22 protein-coding genes are annotated in these 25,231 nt (G+C 36.8%); 15 read left to right on the plus strand and 7 right to left on the minus strand.

The window, feature by feature from the left end:
* Positions 1–45 precede the first annotated feature (45 nt).
* Entirely contained in the window at positions 46–198 is a 153-nt protein-coding gene (locus AB9K26_RS05680; protein ID WP_369971571.1) for an SsrA-binding protein, read from the minus strand.
* A gap of 640 nt (positions 199–838) precedes the next feature.
* Between AB9K26_RS05680 and AB9K26_RS05685 the strand changes: the two genes are divergently transcribed.
* On the plus strand, positions 839–2,818 hold the full coding sequence (locus AB9K26_RS05685) for an endonuclease (protein WP_369971572.1): 1,980 nt from the start codon (positions 839–841) through the stop codon (positions 2,816–2,818).
* A gap of 38 nt (positions 2,819–2,856) precedes the next feature.
* On the opposite strand, the gene AB9K26_RS05690 is transcribed toward AB9K26_RS05685, so the two are convergent.
* Complete coding sequence (locus AB9K26_RS05690) at positions 2,857–4,998, minus strand: M56 family metallopeptidase (protein WP_369971573.1); 2,142 nt, start codon at positions 4,996–4,998, stop codon at positions 2,857–2,859.
* Positions 4,999–5,000: 2 nt separating this feature from the next.
* Complete coding sequence (locus AB9K26_RS05695; protein WP_369971574.1) at positions 5,001–5,360, minus strand: BlaI/MecI/CopY family transcriptional regulator; 360 nt, start codon at positions 5,358–5,360, stop codon at positions 5,001–5,003.
* Between the two features lie 148 nt (positions 5,361–5,508).
* Here AB9K26_RS05695 and AB9K26_RS05700 point away from each other — a divergent pair, with 148 nt between their 5' ends.
* Positions 5,509–6,450, plus strand: a complete 942-nt coding sequence (locus AB9K26_RS05700; RefSeq protein ID WP_369971575.1) for a calcium/sodium antiporter — start codon at positions 5,509–5,511, stop codon at positions 6,448–6,450.
* A 60-nt stretch (positions 6,451–6,510) separates the two neighbouring features.
* On the opposite strand, the gene AB9K26_RS05705 is transcribed toward AB9K26_RS05700, so the two are convergent.
* A complete protein-coding gene (locus tag AB9K26_RS05705) occupies positions 6,511–7,530 on the minus strand; it encodes a glutamine synthetase beta-grasp domain-containing protein (RefSeq protein ID WP_369971576.1) in 1,020 nt (339 codons plus the stop codon).
* 178 nt (positions 7,531–7,708) lie between these two features.
* Between AB9K26_RS05705 and AB9K26_RS05710 the strand changes: the two genes are divergently transcribed.
* From AB9K26_RS05710 to AB9K26_RS05730, 5 genes are all read left to right on the plus strand, one after another.
* Positions 7,709–9,895 (plus strand): glutamine synthetase III, encoded by a 2,187-nt coding sequence (locus tag AB9K26_RS05710; protein WP_369971577.1) that lies wholly within the window; start codon positions 7,709–7,711, stop codon positions 9,893–9,895.
* A 244-nt stretch (positions 9,896–10,139) separates the two neighbouring features.
* The gene (locus AB9K26_RS05715) at positions 10,140–10,280 is read left to right on the plus strand and encodes a hypothetical protein (RefSeq protein WP_369971578.1); all 141 of its coding nucleotides are present in this window, start codon (positions 10,140–10,142) and stop codon (positions 10,278–10,280) included.
* A gap of 230 nt (positions 10,281–10,510) precedes the next feature.
* Positions 10,511–11,209, plus strand: coding sequence for a Curli production assembly/transport component CsgG (locus AB9K26_RS05720; RefSeq protein ID WP_369971579.1), 699 nt, complete (start codon positions 10,511–10,513; stop codon positions 11,207–11,209).
* Positions 11,210–11,246: 37 nt separating this feature from the next.
* On the plus strand, positions 11,247–12,425 hold the full coding sequence (locus tag AB9K26_RS05725; protein ID WP_369971580.1) for an AIR synthase related protein: 1,179 nt from the start codon (positions 11,247–11,249) through the stop codon (positions 12,423–12,425).
* 37 nt (positions 12,426–12,462) lie between these two features.
* A complete protein-coding gene (locus tag AB9K26_RS05730) occupies positions 12,463–13,407 on the plus strand; it encodes a DUF3078 domain-containing protein (RefSeq protein WP_369971581.1) in 945 nt (314 codons plus the stop codon).
* A gap of 4 nt (positions 13,408–13,411) precedes the next feature.
* On the opposite strand, the gene AB9K26_RS05735 is transcribed toward AB9K26_RS05730, so the two are convergent.
* The gene (locus AB9K26_RS05735; RefSeq protein WP_369971582.1) at positions 13,412–13,702 is read right to left on the minus strand and encodes a hypothetical protein; all 291 of its coding nucleotides are present in this window, start codon (positions 13,700–13,702) and stop codon (positions 13,412–13,414) included.
* 112 nt (positions 13,703–13,814) lie between these two features.
* On the opposite strand from AB9K26_RS05735, the gene prfA reads away from it, so the two are divergent.
* The 8 genes from prfA to AB9K26_RS05775 all read left to right on the plus strand — a co-directional run bounded on the left by prfA (position 13,815) and on the right by AB9K26_RS05775 (position 22,105).
* Positions 13,815–14,891: a peptide chain release factor 1 gene (gene prfA, locus AB9K26_RS05740; protein WP_369971583.1), complete on the plus strand. Its 1,077-nt coding sequence runs from the start codon at positions 13,815–13,817 to the stop codon at positions 14,889–14,891.
* A 33-nt stretch (positions 14,892–14,924) separates the two neighbouring features.
* Complete coding sequence (gene pyrF / locus AB9K26_RS05745; protein WP_369971584.1) at positions 14,925–15,746, plus strand: orotidine-5'-phosphate decarboxylase; 822 nt, start codon at positions 14,925–14,927, stop codon at positions 15,744–15,746.
* A 78-nt stretch (positions 15,747–15,824) separates the two neighbouring features.
* Positions 15,825–17,195 (plus strand): aspartate aminotransferase family protein, encoded by a 1,371-nt coding sequence (locus AB9K26_RS05750; protein WP_369971585.1) that lies wholly within the window; start codon positions 15,825–15,827, stop codon positions 17,193–17,195.
* A 76-nt stretch (positions 17,196–17,271) separates the two neighbouring features.
* The gene (gene guaA / locus AB9K26_RS05755; RefSeq protein WP_369971586.1) at positions 17,272–18,807 is read left to right on the plus strand and encodes a glutamine-hydrolyzing GMP synthase; all 1,536 of its coding nucleotides are present in this window, start codon (positions 17,272–17,274) and stop codon (positions 18,805–18,807) included.
* Positions 18,808–18,940: 133 nt separating this feature from the next.
* Positions 18,941–20,848: a LysM peptidoglycan-binding domain-containing protein gene (locus tag AB9K26_RS05760; protein WP_369971587.1), complete on the plus strand. Its 1,908-nt coding sequence runs from the start codon at positions 18,941–18,943 to the stop codon at positions 20,846–20,848.
* Complete coding sequence (locus AB9K26_RS05765; RefSeq protein ID WP_369971588.1) at positions 20,845–21,246, plus strand: OsmC family protein; 402 nt, start codon at positions 20,845–20,847, stop codon at positions 21,244–21,246. Before AB9K26_RS05760 ends, AB9K26_RS05765 begins: the two co-directional genes overlap by 4 nt.
* Complete coding sequence (locus AB9K26_RS05770) at positions 21,246–21,788, plus strand: DUF922 domain-containing protein (protein WP_369971589.1); 543 nt, start codon at positions 21,246–21,248, stop codon at positions 21,786–21,788. The genes AB9K26_RS05765 and AB9K26_RS05770 overlap by 1 nt, the downstream gene beginning before the upstream one ends.
* Before the next feature lie 89 nt (positions 21,789–21,877).
* The gene (locus AB9K26_RS05775; RefSeq protein WP_369971590.1) at positions 21,878–22,105 is read left to right on the plus strand and encodes a DUF3820 family protein; all 228 of its coding nucleotides are present in this window, start codon (positions 21,878–21,880) and stop codon (positions 22,103–22,105) included.
* 128 nt (positions 22,106–22,233) lie between these two features.
* Here AB9K26_RS05775 and AB9K26_RS05780 read toward each other — a convergent pair whose 3' ends face one another.
* Both AB9K26_RS05780 and AB9K26_RS05785 read right to left on the minus strand, forming a co-directional pair.
* Positions 22,234–22,872 (minus strand): hypothetical protein, encoded by a 639-nt coding sequence (locus tag AB9K26_RS05780; protein WP_369971591.1) that lies wholly within the window; start codon positions 22,870–22,872, stop codon positions 22,234–22,236.
* A 61-nt stretch (positions 22,873–22,933) separates the two neighbouring features.
* Positions 22,934–24,985 carry a hypothetical protein gene (locus AB9K26_RS05785; protein ID WP_369971592.1) on the minus strand — a complete coding sequence of 684 codons (2,052 nt, stop codon included), beginning with the start codon at positions 24,983–24,985 and terminating at the stop codon, positions 22,934–22,936.
* Between the last annotated feature and the right edge of the window lie 246 nt (positions 24,986–25,231).

Raw genomic sequence — 25,231 nt, forward strand, 5'->3', positions numbered from 1 at the left:
AACATAGGCAATATGTTCAACTTTATAGTTAATACATAAATGCAATTAATCTAAAGCACGTTTGGTTATATAGGCTCTCCAACCTATAATTGCCAATTGAATTTTATTTGCCTTAGCTAAGTCTAATTGGCGCTTGGTGTAACTTGGGAGCACGGCTTTGTTTATTTTAGCAATGATCTTAAATAGTTTAGCTTTCATATAGAACTAATTCCAACTAAAATTAAAGCTTTTAAAATAGGATGCCAAATATGTGGTCTTGAAGAAGAAATGTAAAACACATTCTAGACTGTGTTTTTCATTGTTTTTTGATTGATTTGTTTTTTGATTGATGATGTGTTGTTGGTTCGTTAAAATGAGAACACAATATCAATGATTAGTTTAGCGAGAGTCATCATAATTTCTTGGTTTTATAAGGTTAATTATTCGGTTATTTTTTCAATTGAGTTTTCAATATATAACGAGCCTAATCATCCTGCCAAGGATTTTGATTGAAATCTATGAAATTGAATATGGTTTTATAATTAAAAAAATGAAAATTATTATAATATTTATGTGACTTTCTATAATAAAATTAATAAATGTAATACAAAATAGCTTTAATTGTATTATTTTGTAATAAATAAAGGGGCTTTTTGAGTCGCTTTTTTTTATCGTAGAGCGATTTCATCATCAGAAAGCATTTTTTTGGGTTTTCGTCTTTTTTAATGTTGTTGTTTTCTGTTCCCGATCTAAATAAGCGAAGTCGTTTTTTGACCTTTATGTTAAAGTTGATAATTTAATAATCTCAAAATCTATTTTTACTTAAATAGATGAGTACATTTGCGTTAAAATACTTGAAATGAAGTCTGTAATACTTTTTGTTTTATTATGTCTTTTGACACTATCTAGTTCAGCTCAGGTTGTCATTAACGAATTAGATTGTGACACGCCTGGCATAGACAACATGGAATTTGTAGAACTCTTATCTGAAACTCCAAATTTTTCACTAAACGGTTATGTGTTGGTTTTTTTTAATGGCTCAGATTCTGGAATGAATTCTAGTTATTTCACTGTGGATTTGGATGGCTATACAACCGATGTTAACGGATTGTTGGTTATAGGAAGTAATAATGTGTCTCCTGTACCTCAATTATTGATTTCAGAAAATGTCATACAGAATGGTGCTGATGCTGTGGCTATTTATCAAGCTAATGATTTTGATTTTCCTGAAGGAACGGTTGCCACTATAAATAATCTGGTCGATGTCTTAATTTATGATACAGCAGATAGTGACGATTTAGATATGATCGATATTTTTAATGACGATCCGAGATTTGTTGATATTGAGCAAATCAATGAAGGCTCTAGCAATAATACCAATTCCATTCAGCGTTTTGAAGATATGGATGGCAATGTGTCGTACGTATCAACCACACCAACACCAAGACAGCTCAATGATGGAAGTGGTGTTGTTTTTAATGGAATTGAAATAACCATAGGCCAATTACAATATGATGAAGGAGCTACTTTTGATATAAGCTTCACTTCGGAAACTCCTGTTTCTTCAGACTTGAACTTCAATATACTTTTGAATAATCAAGGTTTTGATGCTTCTGATTTCTCTGGAAATACATCCATAACAATTCCTAATGGGCAAAGCACAGCTATGACCACCATAACACTTGTTGATGATGCCAATGATGAAGGAGATGAGGTGGCTAGAGTGCGTTTTGAAGATTTGCCAGTGCCTTATGTGCAACTCAATGATAATATTGAAGTTCGCATCGTAGATAATGATTTTACGGTGGCTAATTTCGGAACACCTTTAAATCCTACTTTCGGTAATGTAACCAGTACACAGCCTTCTGGTTATTACGATAGTCTTGATGGTCTAGCCGATGCACAATTGCGTCAAGCATTGCAGGATATTATTGCGGAAGAAGGTGTCGTGCGAGCACAAACCTATACAGATGTGATCGATATTTTAAAAGAAGCCGATCAAAATCCTGAAAACAGCAATCAGGTTTGGTTGGTTTATACCGAACAAGGTCGTCCTAAATTAGATTTTCAAACAGGATCTAATAATAATGGTAAATGGAACAGGGAACATACATTTCCGCGTTCGAGAGGTGGTTTTTTTGATATTGAGGAAGATGACATTCCCGATGGTATGGATATTTTTTGGAATACCACAGCCGATTCACTCCGACATGAGAATTCTGATGCTCACGCCTTGAGAGCGGTTGATGGACCTGAAAATAGTTCAAGAGGTAATCAGCATTATGGACAATATACGGGTCCTGTTACAACGCAAGGAAGTTTTTATGGTGATGTGGCTAGAAGTGTCTTGTATATGGAAATACGATATAATGGTTTGCAAGTGGTGAATGGGTTTCCTGAGGGAACAACTGGAGAATTAGGTGATTTGGCAACTTTGCTGGATTGGCATCGAAACGATCCACCAGACGACTTTGAAATGAACCGCAATAATGTGGTTTACACATGGCAATTCAATAGGAATCCGTTTATAGACCAACCAGATTTGGTTGAGTATATTTGGGGAGATCAAGTAGGGCAAACGTGGATGCAACCTTTAAGTGTTGCTGAATTCAATGTTAACGCATTTAAAATATATCCTAATCCAACAACCAATCGTTTATATTTTAGTGGTATGGATGGCCTTTCTAAGGTTGAGGTGCTTTCTATAGAAGGTAGAATTGTTAAATCCTTTGATGTTCAGAATCGATCCCATTTAGATCTCGCAATACCTCAAGGTTTGTATGTTTTGAAGTTCTCAAATAACTCGCAACAGATTTTTAAAAAAGTATTAGTCAATTAACAAAAAAGCCCAAAATTAATTTTGGGCTTTTTTGTTTGTTAGTTTCCAATGGCTTGTATGTAGAGTTTGTCATCATTAGATTTGCCCATAACAATATCTGGGATGGCATCGTTTTTTTCTTTCCAGCTTGCGCTTGATTTTCTACCCTTGTTATCGTCTAAGGAAATTTTAATATTTGTAATCTCTCCGTCTTTATTACGTCTTACTTTAGAGAATTTCGCATCAATACCATGGCTTTTTAGGTTTTTCTTTTGTTCTTCCAAAAAGGCATCCGAAGATTGTTTTGTAATGACAAATTCAATGCTTTTAATGTTTTTATCATCATCTATAAAATAGACAGATGAGACTGCAGTGTCAATTTTCCAAGGACCATCTTCTTCAGTTTCAAAAACAACCGCATCGCCATTTAGCATCGTCTTACCTTTTTTAGTCGTGATTTTAATAACACCATCCTTAGCTTTCTTTCCGTAGACTTTAACAGCGTCTTTATCTTTAATGACTTCAACCTCGTGAATAATATTCGGACTTACATCTTTTAAACTCTTTTTTTCAATCACTTTTCCATCGACAATGATTAATGGGTCATTATCACTTTCAACATTTACACGGGTTTTGGTCTCAACATGCACATCGTTACTATCATCAGTGTTGAAAAAGAAACTATTGCCTCCTTTTTTATGCATAATGATGACACCATTTTTTCCGTCGCTGCCATATTTTTTGATAGCATTTTCACCTTTTAGAACAAATACAGATTGAATGTCTTGGGAATCTACGTCCTCAAATTTTGCTTTTGAAACGGTTTTACCATTGATAATGAACAATGGTTCGTCTGATGCTTCAATAACAATTTCTTGTTCATCATTACTTTTCCAACTGAAATTATTGCCTGTTACAATTTCTACTTCTTCATTATTTGAATTGTTATCATCTTCCTCTTCAATCACGATGACTTTTCCTGTAGCCGAAGATTGACTTTTGGTTTTGCCATCGCTACTCTTAAATGTAAAAGTTGATGCTTTTTGGTCGATCACACCAATGCTAAAGTTGTTGTCGCTGCTTTCAAAACGGAACGCCTTGATGCCATTTTCATCTTTAACATTGTAATTGGCAGCATTATCTTCACTTTTGAATTCTACATCAATGGAAGTGATGTCACCTTGATCATTTCGTTTGAGATTATCATACGTAAAAGTAATGCCATTGCTTTCAAGGTCTTTCTTAATGGTCTCCAAATCCTTGTCGGTAGTAGATTTGGTAATAATGATTTCTATGCGCTCTCCTTTGAGGTCATTGCCTTGAACCAAAGCTTCGTTTGAAGGAACTTTAACATATATGTCCTCTGTATTGAAACTCATGATAAAAACAGCCAATAATGGCAATACAATTAAAAGCTTCAGTTGATTAAGCTGATTTGATTTTGATTTGTGTAACATAACGATTCGTTTTTTGATTAATGATGTGTAAAAATGATTTGCAAACGCCAGATTATGATTTTGAATACTCGTCTTTAGTAATACGGTTTGATAACTGCGTTCACATGATGAAACGTACTGCGCTTTTCGATCAGCAATGAATTCAAGATTTTGCTGTAATGCTTTTTTGTAAAGCCATATAAACGGATTAAACCATAAAACAACACAAGCTAAATGAGCTAGAATACTGTCTAAAGTATGCCAATGTTTCACATGGGCTTTCTCGTGATTGATCACATGTTGTAATTCTGAAGTGTTGAATTGTTGTGGATTGTACACTATGGCATTAAAGAACGAGAAAGGAGCAATAGGTTCTTTACTTTCAATAAACTTAATGGGTTTTTTTACTACAATTTCTCCTTTTTTAAGGATGTGTCTTAACGATAAAAGTTGAATGACTAGTCTTGTCATGAAAAATGAAAATCCAGCGATGTAAATCCAAAATAGCAATTGCTGTATATCTAATGTTTCATTCTGAATAGGAGTTACAACTGTATTACTTCCATAAGAGCTGTAAGTTGTGTATTCGATAGGAGTGTATTCTATATAGTTTGGAATGACAATCCATGAAATACATGAAGCAGCTATCAACCCGAAAAGTAAAAACCATCGGTTAGATTCAAAGAAGGTGTCGCGTTGCAAAAACAGTTTGTAACTTAAATAGAAGATAAAAATGATGGCTGATGGTTTTAAAAGGTACTCCATGATTACTTTCGTTTTTCAATTAAGGCAATGATGTCTTTGAGTTCTTCAACACTAATTTTTTCCTCCTTGGCAAAAAAAGAAACCACATTCTTGTAAGAATTATTGAAATAGTTTTCAATGGCAGTATTCATAAACCGTTTTTTATAGGCCTCTTTGCTAACAATTGGATAGTATTGGTGCGTTTTTCCGTAGGCATTATAGCTTACGTAACCTTTATCCTCTAAATTCCTTATAATGGTCGATAAGGTATTGTAGTGAGGCTTGTCTTCTTTTATTTCTGCTAACACATCCTTTACGAACGCCTTTTCAAGTCGCCATAAAATATGCATGATTTCTTCTTCTTTATTGGTGAGTTTTTGCACGGTTTAAGTAGTTTCTATTACAATTCAAACATATAACTATTTTTATAGTTATACAACTATTTATTTAGTTATTTAACTAAAATTTAAGTTTTAGAGCCTTTGTTTATAAAAGAGAAGATGTTGTGCTATCTTCGCAAAAAAATAACTTATGAGTCTAGTTTGGATCATTTTGGGATTGCTACTGCTGGTTGTAGGAGGTGAGTTTTTGGTGCGTTCCTCAGTTGCTTTGTCCTTTAAATTGAACATTTCAAAAATGGTCATTGGGATGACTGTGGTAAGTTTTGCTACTTCGGCTCCTGAACTTTTAGTGAGTTTGAATGCGGCATTAACGGGTTCACCTGCCATAGCTATCAATAACGTTATTGGTTCAAATATTGCCAACATTGGTTTGGTTTTGGGTATTACAGCTTTGGTAAGTACAATTGGAGTTGATAAAAGTTTTTTTAAGCTGAACTGGCCTGTAATGATATTTTTTTCTGTACTGCTTTATATCTTCTTGAGAAATGACAGTCAGTTGACATCTATTGAGGGTAGTGTTTTATTTGGTTTGCTTATCGTGTTTTTGTTTGTGCTTATAAGAGCTGCAAAAAAGGAAGATGTCATTGAGGAAGTGGATGAAAGTTTGTCTGTAGTGTCTAATTTTAAGATCATACTGTGGCTTTTAATAGGTGCTTTGGCTTTGTATTTTGGATCTGAGTGGTTGGTTGATGGTGCTAAGGATTTGGCAAAGGCTCTAGGTGTGAGTGATGCTGTTATAGCCGCAACCGTTATAGCTATAGGAACCAGTGTGCCAGAATTGGCAGCTTCAGTTATTGCAGCGGTAAAAAAGGAAAAGGCCTTGTCGCTTGGAAACCTTATTGGTTCCAATATTTTCAATATTGGTTCTGTGTTAGGGTTAACGTCTATTATCAAAACTATAGAGGTGACTGAAGCCACCATATTAAATAAAGATATTTATTGGATGCTGGCCTTTGCCACGGTATTATTGCCTTTGGTATTCCTTCCAAGGCGTATGGACATTTCTAAATATAAAGGATTGTTGCTTGTGGCAGCTTACGCAGTTTTTGTTTTCTTGGCTTTTAGCGCATAAAAAAAACGCCTTTTATAATTAAAAAGACGTTTTTTTGAACAAAACAATATATAATATGCTTTAAGAAACGTTTGCAGATTTTACAGTCTTAACGATTCGGCCAGCTACTTTATAAGGGTCGGCATTAGAAGCTGGTCTTCGATCTTCCAACCATCCTTTCCATCCTTTTTCAACAGTGATAATTGGAATTCTAATAGAGGCACCTCTATCAGAAATACCATAACTAAATTCATTGATGGATTGTGTTTCGTGTTCTCCAGTCAATCGCTGATCGTTAAACTCTCCATAAACATCAATATGTTCTTTAACCACAGGTCTGAAGGCTTCACATATCTTTTCATATACTTCCTGACTGCCACAGGTTCTTAATGTCGTATTAGAGAAATTGGCATGCATTCCTGAACCGTTCCAATCCATTTCCTTTCCTAGAGGTTTTGGATGGTATTCAATATAATAACCATATTTTTCAGTCAAACGATCTAGTAAATAACGCGCTACCCAAATTTCATCTCCAGCTTTTTTTGCGCCTTTGGCAAATAATTGAAATTCCCATTGTCCGGAAGCAACCTCTTGGTTGATCCCTTCAAAATTCAATCCAGCCGCAATACACAAATCAGCATGCTCTTCAACTAAATCCCTTCCATGGGTATTTCTTCCACCAACAGAGCAGTAATATAATCCTTGAGGAGCAGGATAACCACCAACAGGAAAACCTAACGGAAGTTGGGTTTTCTTGTCCATAATAAAGTATTCTTGCTCAAACCCAAACCAGAAATCGTTGTCCTCATCTTCAATAGTTGCTCTACCATTAGATTCGTGAGGTGTACCGTCAGCGTTTAAAACTTCGGTCATAACCAAGTATCCATTTTCTCTTGCAGGATCAGGATAGATAGCTACGGGTTTTAACAAGCAGTCTGAAGAACCGCCTTCGGCTTGTCGGGTTGAACTTCCATCAAAAGACCAAATTGGACAGTCTTCTAACTTTCCACTAAAATCATCTTCGATTTTAGTTTTACTTCTCATGTTTTGAGTCGGTTTATAGCCATCTAACCAAATGTACTCAAGTTTTGATTTGCTCATGCTGTAAAATGTTTGTTTAAAATGAAAGTGCAAATATTGATTTTTTTTCAATTACATCAAAAAAACGAGGGTTAAATTCAAAAAAATCTTTTCAACAATTGTTAATACCCTAAAAAATGAAGGGTATATTAATCTAAAAGTGTCAAATTTTGTATTTTTGCCCTAAAATTTTATACATATGTCAACATTGAGATTTCACGCATTAAAAGAAACTTTTAATCATAAACCGGTTGTTATCGATACCAATAAAAGGCGATCAGAGCTATTTGCTACAAATGTTTTCAATGAGGAAACAATGCGCCAATACCTAACAAAAGAAGCTTTTGAAAGTGTCATGGATGCTATAAAAAATGGGTCTAAAATTGATCGATCTGTAGCAGACCATGTTTCTACAGGGATGAAAGAATGGGCCATTTCAAAAGGTGCTACACATTATACGCATTGGTTTCAACCTTTAACTGGTGCAACTGCTGAAAAACACGATGCTTTCTTTGAGCCTGTCAACGGAGGAAGAGCCATCGAGAAATTTGGAGGTGGACAATTGGTTCAGCAAGAACCTGATGCGTCTAGTTTTCCAAGTGGAGGTATCCGAAATACTTTTGAAGCTAGAGGCTATACGGCTTGGGATCCAACATCTCCAGCGTTCGTTTTTGGTACAACACTTTGCATACCAACAGTTTTTGTATCCTACACTGGAGAGGCTTTAGATTATAAAACTCCTTTACTGAGAGCACTTCAAGCAGTTGATAATGCTGCTGTGGCAGTATGCAAATATTTCGATAAAAATGTTAAGAAAGTCAATGCATCTCTAGGTTGGGAACAAGAATATTTTTTGATTGATAGCGGACTGGCTATGTCAAGACCAGATATTACTTTGACAGGAAGAACGCTCCTAGGACATTCACCTGCAAAAGGACAGCAACTTGATGACCATTATTTCGGAACGATTCCTAATAGAGCTATGTCTTACATGCGTGATTTGGAAAATGAATGCATGCTACTGGGTATTCCTGTTAAAACTCGACATAATGAGGTAGCTCCAAACCAATTTGAGTTGGCGCCTATTTACGATGAAGCCAATTTAGCCGTTGATCACAATTCATTGTTAATGGATGTAATGGATAAGGTTGCAGAGCGTCACAATTTCAAAGTGCTGTTTCATGAGAAACCATTTGCAGGCGTCAATGGTTCAGGAAAGCATAATAATTGGAGCTTGGGTACAGATACAGGAGTTAACTTGTTAGGTCCAGGTAAAACACCTATGAGTAATCTACAATTCTTAACGTTCTTTATCAATACCATTAAAGCGGTGTATGATAATGAGGAATTGCTGAGAGCTGCCATTGCCTCGGCAAGTAACGATCATCGTCTTGGTGCCAATGAAGCACCTCCTGCTATTATTTCTGTATTTATAGGTGAACAATTGACCCAGACATTGAATGAGTTGGAAAATGTGACAGATGGAAAATTGTCACCAAAGGAAATGACCGATCTTAAATTGAATGTGGTTGGTAAAATTCCGGATGTGTTATTGGATAATACAGACAGAAACCGAACTTCTCCATTCGCATTTACAGGAAATAAGTTTGAATTTAGAGCTGTAGGTTCAAAGGCCAATTGTGCAAATCCAATGACTGTTTTGAATACTATTGTTGCCAATCAGCTAATGGAATTTAAGTCTGAGGTAGATACACTTATCAAGAAAAAGGACATGAAAAAGGACGATGCTATTTTCAATGTCTTGCGTGAGTATATAAAGAAATCGAAAGCTATTCTGTTTGAAGGTAATGGTTACAGTGAGGCATGGGAAAAAGAAGCTAAGAAGCGTGGATTGAGCAACAATAAAACCACACCTGAGGCTTTGAAAGCTAAAGTGTCTAAAAAGTCGATTGAACTTTTTGAGCGAATGGGTGTGATGAATAAGATAGAATCTGAATCGCGTTATGAGATTGAAATGGAAGAATATACCATGCGCATTCAAATTGAAAGTCGCGTTTTAGGAGATATTGCTAGAAACCATGTGGTTCCAACGGCTGTTCGTTATCAAAATATTCTTATAGAGAATGTCAAAGGCCTTAAGGAAATTTATGGTGCGTCATTTACAAAATTAGCAGATGAACAATTAAATCTCATAGAGCAAATCTCTACGCATATTGTTGAAATCAATTCCAAAGTGACCAAAATGATTGATGAACGTAAAAAAGGAAATTCTATTGAGGACTTGGAGAAAAAAGCCAAAGCCTATTGCAACAAAGTGAAACCACTCTTCGAAGATATTCGTTACCACTGTGATAAATTAGAGTTATTGGTTGATGACGAACTTTGGCCATTAACCAAATATCGAGAATTGCTTTTTACAAAGTAAAAACCTTATTGTAAATAGCTTTTTTGAGCTAAAATTTGAGCCTGTATAATTGTGTTAATCATAGTTTTACAGGCTTTTTTGTAAGCCATTATGTTAAAAAATGTACGTATTCTTACGTACTTTGTAAGAAAAAAGTGGTATTTCAACGCCTAATTTTTACAACTAATCGAAAAAGGTGTTAATGCTTGATAGGCAGTAGCAATTATTATTAAGTTTGTGGTGCTATTAATCAATTTTTGTAAAAATGAAGAAGTTACTACTTAGTGTAGCCGCTCTAATGTTTGCTACATTGCTGTTTTCTCAAGATGACACTACAGATGTCAATGAGACAGTTACTCAAGACAATGTCGCTAAGACAGAGTTGAGTCTTCAAACAGAATCGTAAACTTTATTGTAGTTACAAAAGATAGTTGTTGAAATCATTACTCAGCAACTGAAGAGACAAACGGAATACTTAGTTTTTCGTTTGTCTTTTTTTTTAAACTATAGGTGAATTTAAAGATAAATGAACCTATTGGGATTAATTTTTTATATTGCCAGTCTATGATTGCCTCAAATTGTGGATTTTAAAATACTTGTGTTATTGATGTTTATGTATAATTAATACTGAAATTGATGATAGCACAATCTTTCTACACAAAGGCCATCTTGAGTTTTTGTATCAGTCTTTTGTCGTTAGTGGTTTTTTCACAAGATAAAGATGAAGATTCAAAGCAAGTTGAAGAAAAAAAGACATTCAAAACAGAATTCTATAATCTTAGAGGAGCCAATGCTTTTGATGTGGCTCTTGGTACTTCAGTTATCAATGGAGATTTTGTTGATCCTATGTTTGAAATTTATAGCCATGTTGGTTATAAACGTCATTTGACACCTCATCTGGCTGTTGATCTTGGATATCATAAATTCAATTTGGCTTACATCGATACTTTTAATGAAGGCTTTATGTCTTTTGATTTAAACCTAGAACTTACTATACTGCCACATTCAAATTTTTCACCTTTTATTTTTGGAGGCACTGGACTGAATGCCGCGAACCATTTTACGTCAACTGCAAATAAGTTCCAAGGTGGTGGCGGATTGGAATATATCGTTAGTGAAGGTATTGGTGTCAAATTATATACCGATTACAATTATGTTTTAAGTGATGGACTTGATGGTTTGGAAGCAGGTGAGTCTGATGATACTTATTTCAGAATTGCTTTAGGTCTCAATTTTTATTTTGGTGGCACGCAACAGAAAGCAAAGAAAATGAAAGGTCAGTCTACTGTAATAGACTCCAATCTTTTAAATGAGGAATATTACATCAAAAAATAGATAACAATCCTTACTTTTGTGATCATAATTCCAAATTATGAGCAAAGATATTAGCAAACGTTATGAGCAACGCGGTGTTTCGGCATCAAAAGAAGACGTTCATAATGCCATAAAAAACATCGATAAAGGATTGTTTCCAAAAGCCTTTTGCAAAATAGTTCCCGATTACCTTACCAACGATGACGATTACTGTTTGGTAATGCATGCTGATGGTGCTGGAACAAAATCTTCCTTGGCTTATATGTATTGGAAAGAAACAGGAGATCTATCTGTTTGGAAAGGAATTGCTCAAGATGCTTTGATTATGAATGTTGATGACTTGCTATGTGTAGGCGCTACTGATAACATCATGTTATCTTCAACCATTGGAAGAAATAAAAGCTGTATTCCAGGTGAAGTCATTTCAGCTATAATAAATGGAACAGAAGAACTCATTAAAGAACTGAAGTCTTTTGGAGTGACCATACATTCTACGGGTGGCGAAACTGCAGATGTTGGCGATTTGGTAAGAACAATAATTGTTGATTCTACGGTTACGGCTCGAATGAAACGTGACGATGTAATTGATAATGCCAATATTCAGCCAGGTGATGTGATTGTTGGATTGGAGAGTTTTGGCCAAGCAACTTATGAAACGGAGTATAATGGTGGCATGGGAAGTAACGGATTGACTTCTGCTAGACATGATGTTTTCGATAAATACTTAGCTGAAAAATATCCTGAAAGTTTTGATCCTTCGGTGCCTAAAGATTTAGTGTATTCTGGAAACATCAAACTTACCGATACGGTAAAGGATAGTCCTATAGACGCCGGGAAATTGGTCTTATCGCCAACACGAACTTATGCGCCAATCATCAAAGCCATTTTATCTAAATATACAAGTGATGCTATTCATGGTATGGTACACTGTTCAGGTGGTGCACAAACAAAAATCCTTCATTTTGTAGATTGTTTACATATTGTAAAAGACAATATGTTTCCTGTGCCTCCTTTATTTCAATTAATTCAAGAACAATCTAAAACAGATTGGAAAGAAATGTATCAAGTCTTCAATTGTGGGCATCGAATGGAGTTATATGTAAACGTCTCTATTGCAGACGATATCATTGCAATCTCGAAGTCGTTCAATGTGAATGCCCAAGTTATTGGTCGTGTAGAGGCTTCCGAAGAAAAAAAGCTTACAATTAAAAGTGCTTTTGGAACGTTTATGTACTAATAAACCATAACCACTAACTATTTACTGACTTTTTATAATGAAAAGATTCCTACTAATTTTCCTTGTAATCCCATGCCAAATGGTGTTTGCTAGTACAGATTCAACAGCAACTGAAACCAAACCTCTTAAATGGAAGCTTCTCAATAAAGCAGGATTGGATTTAAGTGAAGTAACCTTCGTGAATTGGAGTGCAGGAGGTAGTAATTCTATCTCTGCCTTAACGAATGTGTTATCAACTTTAAAATATAGAAAGGACCATTTAAAATGGACTAGCTCTGCACGTTTGAGATATGGCATTAATAAACAAGAAAGTCAAAGGTTAAGAAAAACAGAAGATGAATTCGAACTGTCTTCAAGTTTGGGCTACCGAAAGGATACCATAACAAATTGGTACTATTCCTCAAGGTTTAATTTTAGAACGCAGTTGACCAATGGCTATAATTATCCAGATCGAGACAATGAGATTTCAAGGCTTATGGCTCCAGGATATATGTTTATTGGTGGTGGTGTTGAGTATGGAAAAAACCTCGAGCAATTGACGTTTTATTTTTCTCCTATAACTTTCAAGGCCACCTTTGTACTAGATCAAACCTTGGCAGATTCTGGAGCGTTTGGTGTTAATCCGGCGACCTATGATGAGGAAGGAAATGTAATCGAGGAAGGGGAAAACATGAGAACTGAAATGGGTGTTCTGTTAACCAATTATTACGAAACTAAAGTCTACGACAATATTTTCTTGAAGCATAATTTGAGTGTCTATTCAGATTATATCAATGATTTTGGAAATCTTGATATCGATTGGGAAGTCGTGTTCGATTTCAAGGTCAATGATTTTGTAAGAGCTTCCTTGGGATCACATATCAAGTATGACAACGACATTAAAACCTTTGAAGAAGTAGAAGGTGAAGAAGAGCCTATAGAGCGTGGTGCCAGAATTCAATGGAAACAACTCTTGGGAGTTGGTGTTGCTTTCGATTTTTGAAAGGTTATATAAATCCCTTTATGAGCAATAGAAAACTTGCAGTTATGAAGCTGTCAAATAAAAAGATGACACTGAAAAACGTAAAGTTAGACACACCACTAATGCGATAAAATCGTAGACGTTGTCGCATTTTTCGATCACTCAGAATAAACCAAAGTACAAACACCAAAAAGAGTTTGGTGCTCAAAGCCAAGATCAATTCTGGGTTGATGACTGTAATTCCCAAAGTGACCAAAAACGACCATAAAGCCATTGATTTGTAGTAGTTTAGTATAGAGGTGAATCGCTTTCGCATATGTCTTATAACGCTAAAACAAAAAAAAATATTTTTCAATGTTGATAACATTTTATCTGCGGTGTAAAATCCATAAAATATTGTACTTTTGAGGCAGAATTTTAAGAGATAGATGTTAGAGAAATTAGAGATTATTAAACAGCGTTTCGATGAGGTCAATGACTTGATCATACAACCAGATATTATTGCTGACCAGAAACGTTATATTCAATTAAATAAAGAATACAAAGACTTAAGGGTTCTAATGGATAAGCGTGATGCTTATGTTGAATTGACCGATAACCTTAAGGAAGCTGAGGAAATTATTGCCGATGGAAGCGATCCGGAAATGGTCGAAATGGCAAAATTACAATACGATGAAGCTAAAGAAGCCCTTCCTGCTTTAGAGGAAGAAATCCGATTCTTGTTGATACCAAAAGATCCTGAAGATGCTAAAAACGTGGTTGTTGAGGTGAGAGCTGGAACTGGTGGTGACGAAGCGAGCATCTTTGCTGGTGATCTATATAGAATGTATACCAAGTATTGCGAAAGCAAGGGTTGGACGGTTAGTGTGGTCGATTTAAATGAAGGGACTGCTGGTGGTTTCAAGGAAATCATTTTTGAAGTCAGTGGTGAGGATGTCTATGGAACAATGAAATTTGAAGCTGGAGTACATCGTGTACAACGTGTACCTCAAACTGAAACCCAAGGACGTGTGCATACGAGTGCAGCGACCGTCGTAGTTTTACCTGAAGCTGAAGAGTTTGATTACGAACTTGATATGTCTGAAGTAAGAATTGAGCGTACCACATCTACTGGACCAGGAGGTCAATCGGTAAACACAACCTATTCAGCAATCAAATTACACCACGAACCTACTGGAATGATTGTGAGCTGTCAAGATCAGAAGTCCTCTCACAAAAACTTGGAAAAGGCACTTAAAGTATTACGTTCCCGATTGTATGAAGAGGAATTGCGTAAACGTCAGGAAGCTGATTCAGAAAAGCGTAAAAGCATGGTAAGCTCTGGTGATAGAAGTGCTAAGATTAGAACTTATAATTATCCGCAAGGTCGTGTGACCGATCATAGAATTGGTTTGACCTTATACGACTTGCAGAATATTATTAATGGCGATATCCAAAAAATAATAGACGAATTACAACTTGCTGAGAATACTGAAAAGTTAAAAGCAAGCGACGAACATATTTAAACACAAGCCTCTTTTTGAGGCTTTTTTTATAACATGACTACAGATCAACTTATAGCACAAATCCATAAAAAACAATCCTTTCTGTGCATCGGATTGGATGTCGATTTAAATAAGATTCCGCAACATTTATTGGAGGATGAAGATCCTATTTTTGCTTTTAATAAAGCCATTATAGATGCTACGCATCACCTATGTGTAGCCTACAAACCAAATATAGCATTTTATGAAGCTTACGGATTGAAAGGGTGGAAGGCTCTTGAAAAAACCATCATGTATCTCAATGTAAAGCATCCAGAAATCTTTACCATTGCAGATGCTAAGCGTGGCGATATTGGTAACACAAGTCGTATGTATGCCAAGGCATTTTTCGAGGATTTAGCTTTTGATTCCATTACTGTGGCACCTTACATGGGAAAGGATTCCGTCGAGCCTTTTTTGGAATTTAAGGATAAACACACAATCCTTTTGGCACTGACTTCCAATCAAGGGGCTTTTGACTTCCAAACCAAGACTTTGGAAAATCAAGAACTCTATAAACAAGTACTTCATACGTCTAAATCATGGAACAATGCCCATAACCTGATGTATGTGGTTGGCGCTACAAAAGCTGAATATTTGTCCGATATCAGAACGATCATTCCTGAATCCTTTTTATTAGTTCCTGGTGTTGGTGCGCAAGGCGGAAGTTTGAAAGAGGTTTGCAAATACGGAATGACGAAAGATGTTGGTCTTCTAATCAATTCTTCAAGAGGAATTATTTACGCTTCCAATGGAAAGGACTTCGCTCAAGCTGCTGCCAAAAAGGCTGAAGCGATGCAAAAGGAAATGGCTTTGGAACTTCAGAAGATATCTTAATCTGTTTAAGGTCTATTCCAACACTTCGCCTTAAATTTGCAACTTCAAACGCAATTTTACAAATCAAAGCACAGAGTCATGCATAAGATAGATTTCGACTTGATTGAAATGACCATGGATGTCATGAAATACACGATTGATCGTATTTCCCACACCAAACAAAAAGTAGGAAAGCCACTAAAAGCTGAAGTCTTAAAGGGTTTGGTAGGCGACACCGTTACTGAAGATGGTATTGGTGGTGAAAAAGCATTCCAATTGTGGCGTGAGCATTTAGCGAAAGCCAATGTGCCAGTTGACCATCCTCGTAACTTAGCTTTTGTGCCTGCTGCTCCAACACGTGCTGCAGTTATGTTCGATTTGGTAACTTCTGTATCAAGTATCCATGGCGCGTATTGGATGGAAGGTGCTGGTGGGATATTCTGTGAGAATGAAGCCATGGCGTGGATTGTCTCTTTGACGGGATTACCTGAAGGTGCTTTTGGTGTCTTTACCAGTGGTGGAACGGCAGCGAATTTATCAGCTATCGTTACCGCAAGGGAACACTGGCGAGAAGATGATACTTATAAGCGCGAAAAGGGATTGATTATCACCTCAATGGGAGCACATTCCTCAATAAAAGCGATGGCGAAAGTGGCTGATGTGGACATTCTTTTGGTAGATTCTGAAGAGCGACTGACAGGTGAAAATCTTCGTGAAACGATTGATAATTTGACTTTTCATCAGCGTAAGCGATTGTTTGCGATCGTAGCGACAGGTGGAACGACTAACGCTGGAATCATAGATGATTTGGCTGGTATTGCTGAAGTTTGTGATCAAGAACGTATTTGGTTTCACGTGGATGCTGCTTATGGCGGTGGTGCGCTTGTAGCTGATTCGGTACGTCATTTGTTTGATGGTATCGAACGTGCCGATAGTATAACCATCGATCCGCATAAATGGATGTTTTCGCCATACGATTGTGGCGCTGTGATATACAGGCGACCAGAATTTGCAAAAAAAGCGCATTCGCAGGAAGGATCGTATCTAGATATTTTTAAGGACGAAGGTGCTCATGGTTTCAATCCAACCGATTACCAAATTCAATTGACGCGTCGTGTAAGGGGATTGCCTTTGTGGTTCTCTTTAGCAACTCATGGTACCAATCGATACAAGGAAGCAGTCGAGCGTGGCATCGAATTGGCTCAAATTGCAGGAAAGTTGATTGAAGAAAATCCCAATGTTGAATTGGTTCGTGAACCGAGTTTGTCCTGTGTGCTTTTCCGAAGAAAAGGATGGCAACCTGAAGACTATACCAATTGGACGTACGATAATCACGAGAAAGGTTTTGCTTTGGTGACTCCAACCAAATGGAAGAATGGCGATACTTATGAGACGGTCTCTAGATTTTGCTTTATCAATCCTGATACAACTGAACAAGATATCCAACAGATTCTAGATACAATGTCGTAGTATTTTCGGTTGACAACCTGTGAAAAAATTACATTTTTATTCGTTGCTAAAAAATGCCAAATGATTACTTTTGTGCATGCAACATGACAAGGTATTAATTTTAGATTTTGGATCCCAATACACGCAGCTTATTGCAAGACGTGTAAGAGAATTGAACATCTACTGCGAGATCCATCCATTCAACAAAATTCCAACCAATTCCGACAGCTTTAAGGCAGTTATCTTATCTGGGAGTCCGATTTCAGTAAGAGGTAAGGATGTGCTTCATCCTGATTTGTCTAATATTCGAGGAAAAAAACCACTTTTAGCGGTTTGCTATGGCGCGCAATATTTGGCGCATTTTTCAGGTGGTGAGGTAGCCGAATCAAGTACACGCGAATATGGTCGTGCCAACTTAGGTTTCATAAAATCCAATGAAGATTTCTTTGAGAATATCCATGAAGGAAGCCAAGTGTGGATGAGCCATAGCGATACCATCAAAAAATTACCAAAAGGAGGAGTATTACTAGCCAGTACTGAAGATGTCGAAAATGCAGCCTTTAAGATTGAAGGCGAAAACACCTATGCCATCCAGTTCCATCCTGAAGTGTATCACTCAACTGATGGACATCAATTGTTGCATAATTTCTTAATTAAAATTGCTCAAGTCAACCAAGACTGGACACCGCAATCCTTTGTTGAGGAAACGGTTGAAGAATTAAAGTCAACACTTGGAAACGATAAAGTCGTTTTAGGTTTATCTGGCGGAGTAGATTCTTCAGTAGCTGCAATGTTGTTACATAAAGCCATTGGGAAAAACCTCTACTGCATCTTTGTGAATAATGGTTTACTTCGCAAAAATGAATTCGAGGATGTCTTACACCAATATGAAGGTATGGGATTGAACGTGAAAGGTGTTGATGCTTCGGCACGCTTTTTGGATGCTTTAGAAGGTAAAAGCGATCCTGAGGAAAAACGAAAAACCATAGGTCGCGTGTTCATTGAGGTTTTTGATGATGAAGCTCATCGCATTCAAGATGTAAAATGGTTGGCCCAAGGTACCATCTATCCAGATGTGATTGAAAGCGTTTCGGCTACTGGTGGTCCAAGTGCAACCATAAAAAGCCATCATAATGTTGGTGGTCTACCAGACTTCATGAAGTTGAAGGTGGTTGAACCTTTAAAATCCTTATTTAAGGATGAGGTACGACGTGTTGGTGCATCGATGAATATGGACGCATTGCTTTTAGGCCGTCATCCATTTCCGGGTCCTGGTTTGGCCATTCGTATTTTGGGTGACATTACTAGAGAGAAAGTTCGTATCTTACAAGAAGTTGACGCGGTTTTTATCAATAACTTGAGATCGTGGAATTTGTACGACAAAGTTTGGCAGGCTGGAGCTATGTTGCTACCGGTTAATAGTGTTGGTGTGATGGGAGACGAGCGTACTTATGAAAAATGTGTGGCACTTCGCGCTGTGGAAAGTACCGATGGAATGACTGCAGATTGGGTGAATTTGCCGTATGAATTTTTACAAAAAACCTCAAATGAAATAATAAATAAGGTAAAAGGCGTTAATAGAGTAGTGTACGACATTAGCTCTAAGCCACCTGCAACGATTGAATGGGAATAAGGTTGTGACAAAATCACAAGTCTTGTTTCTAACTTTATGAAGTCGTTCCTTTTAGGAATAATTTCGGAAAGCTAAAAGCGGTGTAACCATCATAAGTGCTTTAATTGAGGAAGCTCTTGTAACATATTTTTAAATGAAAAAACTCTTAATCATCATCTTTGTCCTGTGTTGCCATATGTCTGTTTTGGCACAAGATTACAAAACCCATAAGGTTCAAGAAGGCGAAACTATAGAACAAATAGCCAAAACATATTTGGTCACACCCTTTGATATTTTCGCTTTGAATCCTGATGCAAAAGAAGGCTTGAAGCCTAATATGGTTTTGATCATACCTACATCAGGTGTTAAAAACGAACCTATCCAAGAAGAAACAAGAGAGCTCATTGGCTACAAAACACATAAGGTAAAGCGAAAGGAAACCTTATTCAGTATTTCCCAAAAGTATAACATCAAGGTTGAGGATATTAAGAAACACAATACTCAACTCTACTCTGAAAACCTTAGAAAAGGTGATAAGATCAAAATTCCACGCTTTAAGACCATTGTGAATAAAGTCTCCTTAAACAATACCATCAAAAAGTATAAGGTACAACCTAAAGAAGGGAAGTGGCGCGTGGCTTATAAATTCGGAATTACCGTTCCTGAATTGGAAGCCTTGAATCCAAATATGAACGAGGTATTGCAACCAGGTGATGAGCTTAACGTGCCTAACATTAGCAATAATGAGGAGAAAACCGTTGAAGAGAATTTCAATTATTACACGGTTTTAAAGAGCGAAGGTTATATGGCCCTAAACCGAAAATTAGGTGTGACGCAAGAAGAGTTGGAAGCTTTGAATCCAGAACTTAAGAATGGCGGACTCAAACTTGGGATGGTTTTAAAAGTACCAGCGGATGTGAAAACTACGAATATTGTCAAGGATCTTGCCAACACAAACTTAAGTTCTAACATTAAGAATCTTAGCACCAAACGCATCGCCTTGATGATGCCTTACAGTTTGAATAAAATAGATGTTGATTCAATTGAGGAATCCAAAAAAATGATTCGTAAAAATGCCTTGTTGTCTGTATCTTTAGACTTTCACGCTGGTGTGTTAATGGCGTTGGATTCTGCTAAAAAATTAGGGATTTCTACACATTTAAAAGTGTTTGATACTCGAAACCATGCTGCTCAAATATCAACGATATTAAATGATAACGACTTTTCAGACTATAATGCTGTTATTGGTCCGTTAATGCCAGATCATTTTGATCGAGTGGCTTCGGCTTTAAAATCAGATCGCGTACCAGTCGTGTCACCTTTGACGATGCCTAAGAATCTATATGAGAATGTGTTTCAAACCATTCCTGCAAATGAACTGTTGGAAACAGCCATGATCAATTATGTTAAAGCCGATTCCTTGCCAAAACATGTTATTATCATTTCAGATTCTAAGCACAAAGCAATAAGCGATAAACTGAAAGGTGAATTTCCTTCAGCAAAACAAATATTTTCAAGGAAAAACAAGAAAGGTCAGGAGGCATATTTTATCTATCAAGCTGATTTGGAAAATATTTTTAAACCTGGAAAGAACATCGTGTTCCTAGAAACCGATAATGAAGGCTTTGCTTCCAATGTGATTAGTTTGGTCAATGGAATGAACATTCTCGACACAGAGATTACCTTGATGACAACCGACAAAAATAATGCCTTTGAAGGTAAGGAGATTTCAAACTATCACTTGTCTAATCTGAAATTCCACTATCCTTCCGTCAATAAAACCATTGCTGTAGAATCGCGTAACAGTTTTGTCAAGCAATACATGAATACCTATGGTGTGAGTCCGAATAAATATGCGGTTCGTGGTTTCGATTTGACCTTGGATTTGCTTTTGCGTTTGGCTTCAGAAGATGATTTGTACAAGGCATCTGCGAGTACGGTCGAAACCGAATATGTGGAAAACAAATTCCGTTATTCAAAGAAGTTGTTTGGAGGTTATTACAATGAAGCGGTCTACATTGTAAAATACGACGATTTAACCATAGTAGAAGCCAAGCTATGACCTCGAAAGTTGTTTATTTAGGACATTTGCGTTGCGAAAGCACGCATCTGAAATCAGGAAATTCCTATGTTACCGATGCCCCAACAGACAATAATGGCAAAGGTGAAGCGTTCTCTCCTACAGATACTGTAGCTACAGGATTGGCAAATTGTATGATGACGGTTATGGGCATTAAAGCTCGTGATATGGAGGTCGACATGACTGGAACCACAGCGCATGTCACCAAAACTATGGCAAGCAATCCACGTCGGATTTCAAAAATTGAAGTGGTATTGGATTTCCCATTTGAAGCCGACGATAAAACCCGAAAGATTTTAGAGCATACAGCCAAAACATGTCCTGTACATTACAGTTTGCATCCTGATATCGAAAGAGATATCACGTTTAACTGGAAATAATGATGTTACGTTTTATTTTAGTTTTAGGATTGTTATGCTTTACCAATCCAAATACCGATGAGGTGATGTCTTGGAAGGGCTCTCACAAGCTCACTTGGGCTGATTTTCAAGGAAAAGCGCCACAGTCTACAGATGCTGCAGCCTTAACGGCTTCAGGGATTACATTTTCTTATTCCTTACGAACCACTAACGGAAAAATCACTAGCGTGACACCAAAGGTGGAAGCCCATTTTTATCCGAAACAGTCTTGGGTTGTTAAAGATAAAGCAAGCCCTTATATTTTAGCGCATGAACAATTACATTTTGACATCACAGAGCTCCATGTACGAAAGTTACGCTATCGTATTGATCAGTTACGCATCACACCAAATGTCAAACGTGATTTAGACCAATTACATCAAGGTGTAAAACGTGAAATGTCAGACATGCAAAATGCCTATGACAGCCAAAGTAAAAACTCCATAAACAAAGAAGAACAAGCCAAATGGAATAGCTATGTAGCCGAACAACTTAAAAAGTATGAAGCCTTTAAATCCAAATGATTGTCATTCCGAGCAATGCGGAGGAATCTGTTTAGTTTGAAAGTTTAAAGTCTAAAGTCTCACATCTCACATCTCAAGTCTAAAAATCCATGCAACCAAATCATCAATTCCTCATCAAACTTGCCCACACCAAAATGCCTTTTGGCAAATACGAAGGCCGTTATTTAATTGACCTTCCAGAATACTATATCGTTTGGTATCACAACAAAGGCTTTCCGAAAGGACAACTCGGACAAATGCTTGAGCAGGTCTATGAATTAAAGATCAACGGACTCGAATATTTGGTACGTGATATTAAGGAGCGGTTTCCGAAGTAAGTATCAAAATCTATTTATTAATTCAACTGTCATCCTGGACTTGATTCAGGATCTCATAACACAATTTCGGCTTTAGTAACAATTCTAAAAAGCCTTTTTTGGTAAGAATAATCAAATTGCAACTCGAACTAATACGCAGAACGACTTTTCAAAGTATTACCAGTAAAATACTGCATCCCAGCCTTAATCAACAAAAAAGGAAGAATAATCAATACAGAACCCCATAAATTGGTGGGAGTGAATGTATCAGGAAAGTTGCGCACCACAAAAAACATCAAGACAACACCTAGTATGATCGAAACATGAAGTACAAGCATATTGGGCGTAAAATTGCCAAAGCTTACGCGCAAAGGTTGTTGGGTGCTATGCAAGACGATTCGCTCAAAAACTATAAACAGTAAGTTGATATTAAAGAACCAGTTTTGAAAGAATAAAATCTTCATATTGGTCATGAGCAGGACCTCGTTGTTCCAATTGGCCATAAAGGCAAAAAACACCACTAGAAATATAAAATATACTCCCATTTGTATAAAAGAACCCAATATAGGTGTGGTTCGACCAGCTAGCACAGCGTTGTTGTTCCGTTTAAAGCAAATACGATCGACAACAATCCGAATCAGCTCATTCCACCAAAAAAAGTAAAGGATATAAAACACCGTGGTTTGTCCGCTCCAAATAGATAGGGCTGTTAGTAGGATAAACACCAAAAAATCCCATTGGGAATAATAGTGTAGTGGTTTATCGACTAGAGCCGTTAGTTTGTTCATGGTGTTTGTTTTTTTGAGGACTTATAAAATCGTCTGTATTAGAATTAGTTGTAGCCACTTTTTAGTTGGCATAATCTACCATCAATGTACCCGCTTTAAATTCACCATAAGTCTTAACATTCGTCTTTTTATCCAATTTAACGCCTAGACCAGTAAGGTAACCATTATGGGCAAAAGCACCTTTATAAACAAACGCCTCTGTAAAAAATTGACCTGTATAATTTATTTTACCGCTATCGTCCCAATCGCCCATATAACTTTTTCCGCTAGTCCACATATAACTACCTGCTTTGTAGGGCTGACCGTTTTTAAAAAATCCCTCGTAAACATCACCTTGATTGTAGGTAATAGATCCGTAACCATCGGTACAATTGCCTAAGCAATTGCCGTTGGTTTTTTTGTTTAGGTAGTCAGTCAGTAAATTGGTTGTTAACTGGCTATCAGTATAGATGCCCGCTTCAACGGTTGAACCGTTTTTTACAAAATACCCATAGCCATGTTGTTTTGTGTCTTTCCAGTGGCCATAATAGTATAAGTTGTTTTGTTTCCAATGGTAAATACCATAGCCATCGCGTTTGCCTTCATGGAAATTGCCACTAAAAGTGTCGCCATTAGCGTAAGTATATTGTGCGTAACCGTTAAGCTTTCCGTTCTTAAAAAAGCCTTCTAATTGAGTACCGCTTTCAAACGTATAGGTTCCGTAACCATCTGTACAATTTCCTGAGGTACAAGAAGAATCGGCGACGTCATTCTTTTTTGGAGTAGTGCTGTTGTTACTTTCAACCCTATCAACAGCGGGATTAAACAACCGTCCTTTATGGAACTGTTCTGGATTTGCAGCACTAAAGTTGCTTAAAACATAGGTTGGTGTATTGTTTAGGGCAAGTACAAAATCCTTTGTGCCAGATAAATATCCAGAAACCGAAAAGCCTTCAATTAGGTTGCCTTTGTCAAAAAGGGTGACATTCAATTTATCACGATTGGGAACATACCAAATGTCATTGCCTTCAGAAGTCATTGAAACCACTGGGTATGCTGTCGTTACAACATTAGCAGATTGTGTGACATTTTCTGAAAAATAGGTTTCTTGTTCATTGCTGATTAAAATATGGTTGTAAAATTTTTGATACTTCAAATCGTACGGGATCTCATAATGAATATAGTTCAACCCTTCCTTGATGAGCAGAGCATTTTTGTCGCCTTTCAAGAGTAGGATGTCTTTAGCTTTTATCAAGGGCTTAAAAGGAATGGGTGAATTTGAACCAATGCTGAAATCATAGGCATAGGGTGCAATGTAATAGGTTGAAGAAATCGGATCGTAAAAAATATAGTCGTTCCCAAATTTGTTGTAAAGTGAAGACCTCACTTTCTTGTCATTGATATACAGGTGAGGCGTAGCAATACCGCCTTTTAAGTTGAGGTTGTCTGTAGTCTTGATTACGGTTCCGTTTTTCACGATATCATTATGTTCAGAATGGTAAATCATCTCGCGATTAAAAGGCGTACCTATGATTCTATCCTCAGAATCCCTAAGTGTTCTTTCGGTCCAATTGCCTTTGAGGTCATATAAGTACTTAAACAATTGTGGCTCTTCTGTTTTAGAGGTTCTTCTTTCAATGAGTAAGCCTTTCTTATAATGACTTTCGCTTCGTAAGGTCTCCAATCCTGACTTTAAACTGGTAACGGTAACAACAATGGTAATGTCGTCTTGTTGTTGATAACTATGGGTTTCAATTTTATTATGAAAAATACCTTTGATGATTCGGTTCTGTGCATCGTATTCATAAATGTTACCACTTTCGTTTACGAGATTGCCAGAAGCATCATAGCTGTAGGTGGTCGTGCTGCCATATTTGTCGGTATAGGAAATAACCCGATTGAGATGGTCTTTGGTCACTCGTTCCTTAGGGTAAAAGCTCAACCAATTCCCTTCTTTGTCGTAAAAACTATAATTCGCTTGAAACACATCGCCTTTCAAATTGGTTAGGCTTAAGTTACTGCCATTGGGCAAGGGATTTATAGGCGCTTTGTTCCAGTCAATATTTTGACCAAGGATACTTGTGGAGCATAAAAGTAAAAGTAAGTGGAGGAGAATTGGGCGGCGTGCAATCATAATGAGGTATTGAATTTAAAATGAGAACTCAAAAATCAATAAAAACCACTAAGAAAGCCATACGACGTATGACGTATTTTTATGAGGCAACCGACTTTACATTATGGACATGATGTAGCAAAACACCCTTAACCATTTTGTAATACTAACTTTAAGTTTAGAAGTGTCTATTAGACTAATTTAGCAAACAAAAAACCATGGCGCAGATCAAGAAATACAAAAAGGAAATCCAGTTTTTTATTCAAA

It is taken from the genome of Psychroserpens sp. XS_ASV72 (assembly GCF_041224425.1).
Lineage (GTDB): Bacteria > Bacteroidota > Bacteroidia > Flavobacteriales > Flavobacteriaceae > Psychroserpens.

Coding starts and splice junctions, on each gene's coding strand:
- AB9K26_RS05680 (WP_369971571.1), bottom strand. CDS start 198: ATGAAAGCTAAACTATTTAAGATCATTGCTAAAATAAACAAAGCCGTG.
- AB9K26_RS05685 (WP_369971572.1), top strand. CDS start 839: ATGAAGTCTGTAATACTTTTTGTTTTATTATGTCTTTTGACACTATCT.
- AB9K26_RS05690 (WP_369971573.1), bottom strand. CDS start 4,998: ATGGAGTACCTTTTAAAACCATCAGCCATCATTTTTATCTTCTATTTA.
- AB9K26_RS05700 (WP_369971575.1), top strand. CDS start 5,509: ATGAGTCTAGTTTGGATCATTTTGGGATTGCTACTGCTGGTTGTAGGA.
- AB9K26_RS05705 (WP_369971576.1), bottom strand. CDS start 7,530: ATGAGCAAATCAAAACTTGAGTACATTTGGTTAGATGGCTATAAACCG.
- AB9K26_RS05710 (WP_369971577.1), top strand. CDS start 7,709: ATGTCAACATTGAGATTTCACGCATTAAAAGAAACTTTTAATCATAAA.
- AB9K26_RS05715 (WP_369971578.1), top strand. CDS start 10,140: ATGAAGAAGTTACTACTTAGTGTAGCCGCTCTAATGTTTGCTACATTG.
- AB9K26_RS05720 (WP_369971579.1), top strand. CDS start 10,511: ATGATAGCACAATCTTTCTACACAAAGGCCATCTTGAGTTTTTGTATC.
- AB9K26_RS05725 (WP_369971580.1), top strand. CDS start 11,247: ATGAGCAAAGATATTAGCAAACGTTATGAGCAACGCGGTGTTTCGGCA.
- AB9K26_RS05730 (WP_369971581.1), top strand. CDS start 12,463: ATGAAAAGATTCCTACTAATTTTCCTTGTAATCCCATGCCAAATGGTG.
- AB9K26_RS05735 (WP_369971582.1), bottom strand. CDS start 13,702: ATGCGAAAGCGATTCACCTCTATACTAAACTACTACAAATCAATGGCT.
- prfA (WP_369971583.1), top strand. CDS start 13,815: ATGTTAGAGAAATTAGAGATTATTAAACAGCGTTTCGATGAGGTCAAT.
- pyrF (WP_369971584.1), top strand. CDS start 14,925: ATGACTACAGATCAACTTATAGCACAAATCCATAAAAAACAATCCTTT.
- AB9K26_RS05750 (WP_369971585.1), top strand. CDS start 15,825: ATGCATAAGATAGATTTCGACTTGATTGAAATGACCATGGATGTCATG.
- guaA (WP_369971586.1), top strand. CDS start 17,272: ATGCAACATGACAAGGTATTAATTTTAGATTTTGGATCCCAATACACG.
- AB9K26_RS05760 (WP_369971587.1), top strand. CDS start 18,941: ATGAAAAAACTCTTAATCATCATCTTTGTCCTGTGTTGCCATATGTCT.
- AB9K26_RS05765 (WP_369971588.1), top strand. CDS start 20,845: ATGACCTCGAAAGTTGTTTATTTAGGACATTTGCGTTGCGAAAGCACG.
- AB9K26_RS05770 (WP_369971589.1), top strand. CDS start 21,246: ATGATGTTACGTTTTATTTTAGTTTTAGGATTGTTATGCTTTACCAAT.
- AB9K26_RS05775 (WP_369971590.1), top strand. CDS start 21,878: ATGCAACCAAATCATCAATTCCTCATCAAACTTGCCCACACCAAAATG.
- AB9K26_RS05780 (WP_369971591.1), bottom strand. CDS start 22,872: ATGAACAAACTAACGGCTCTAGTCGATAAACCACTACACTATTATTCC.
- AB9K26_RS05785 (WP_369971592.1), bottom strand. CDS start 24,985: ATGATTGCACGCCGCCCAATTCTCCTCCACTTACTTTTACTTTTATGC.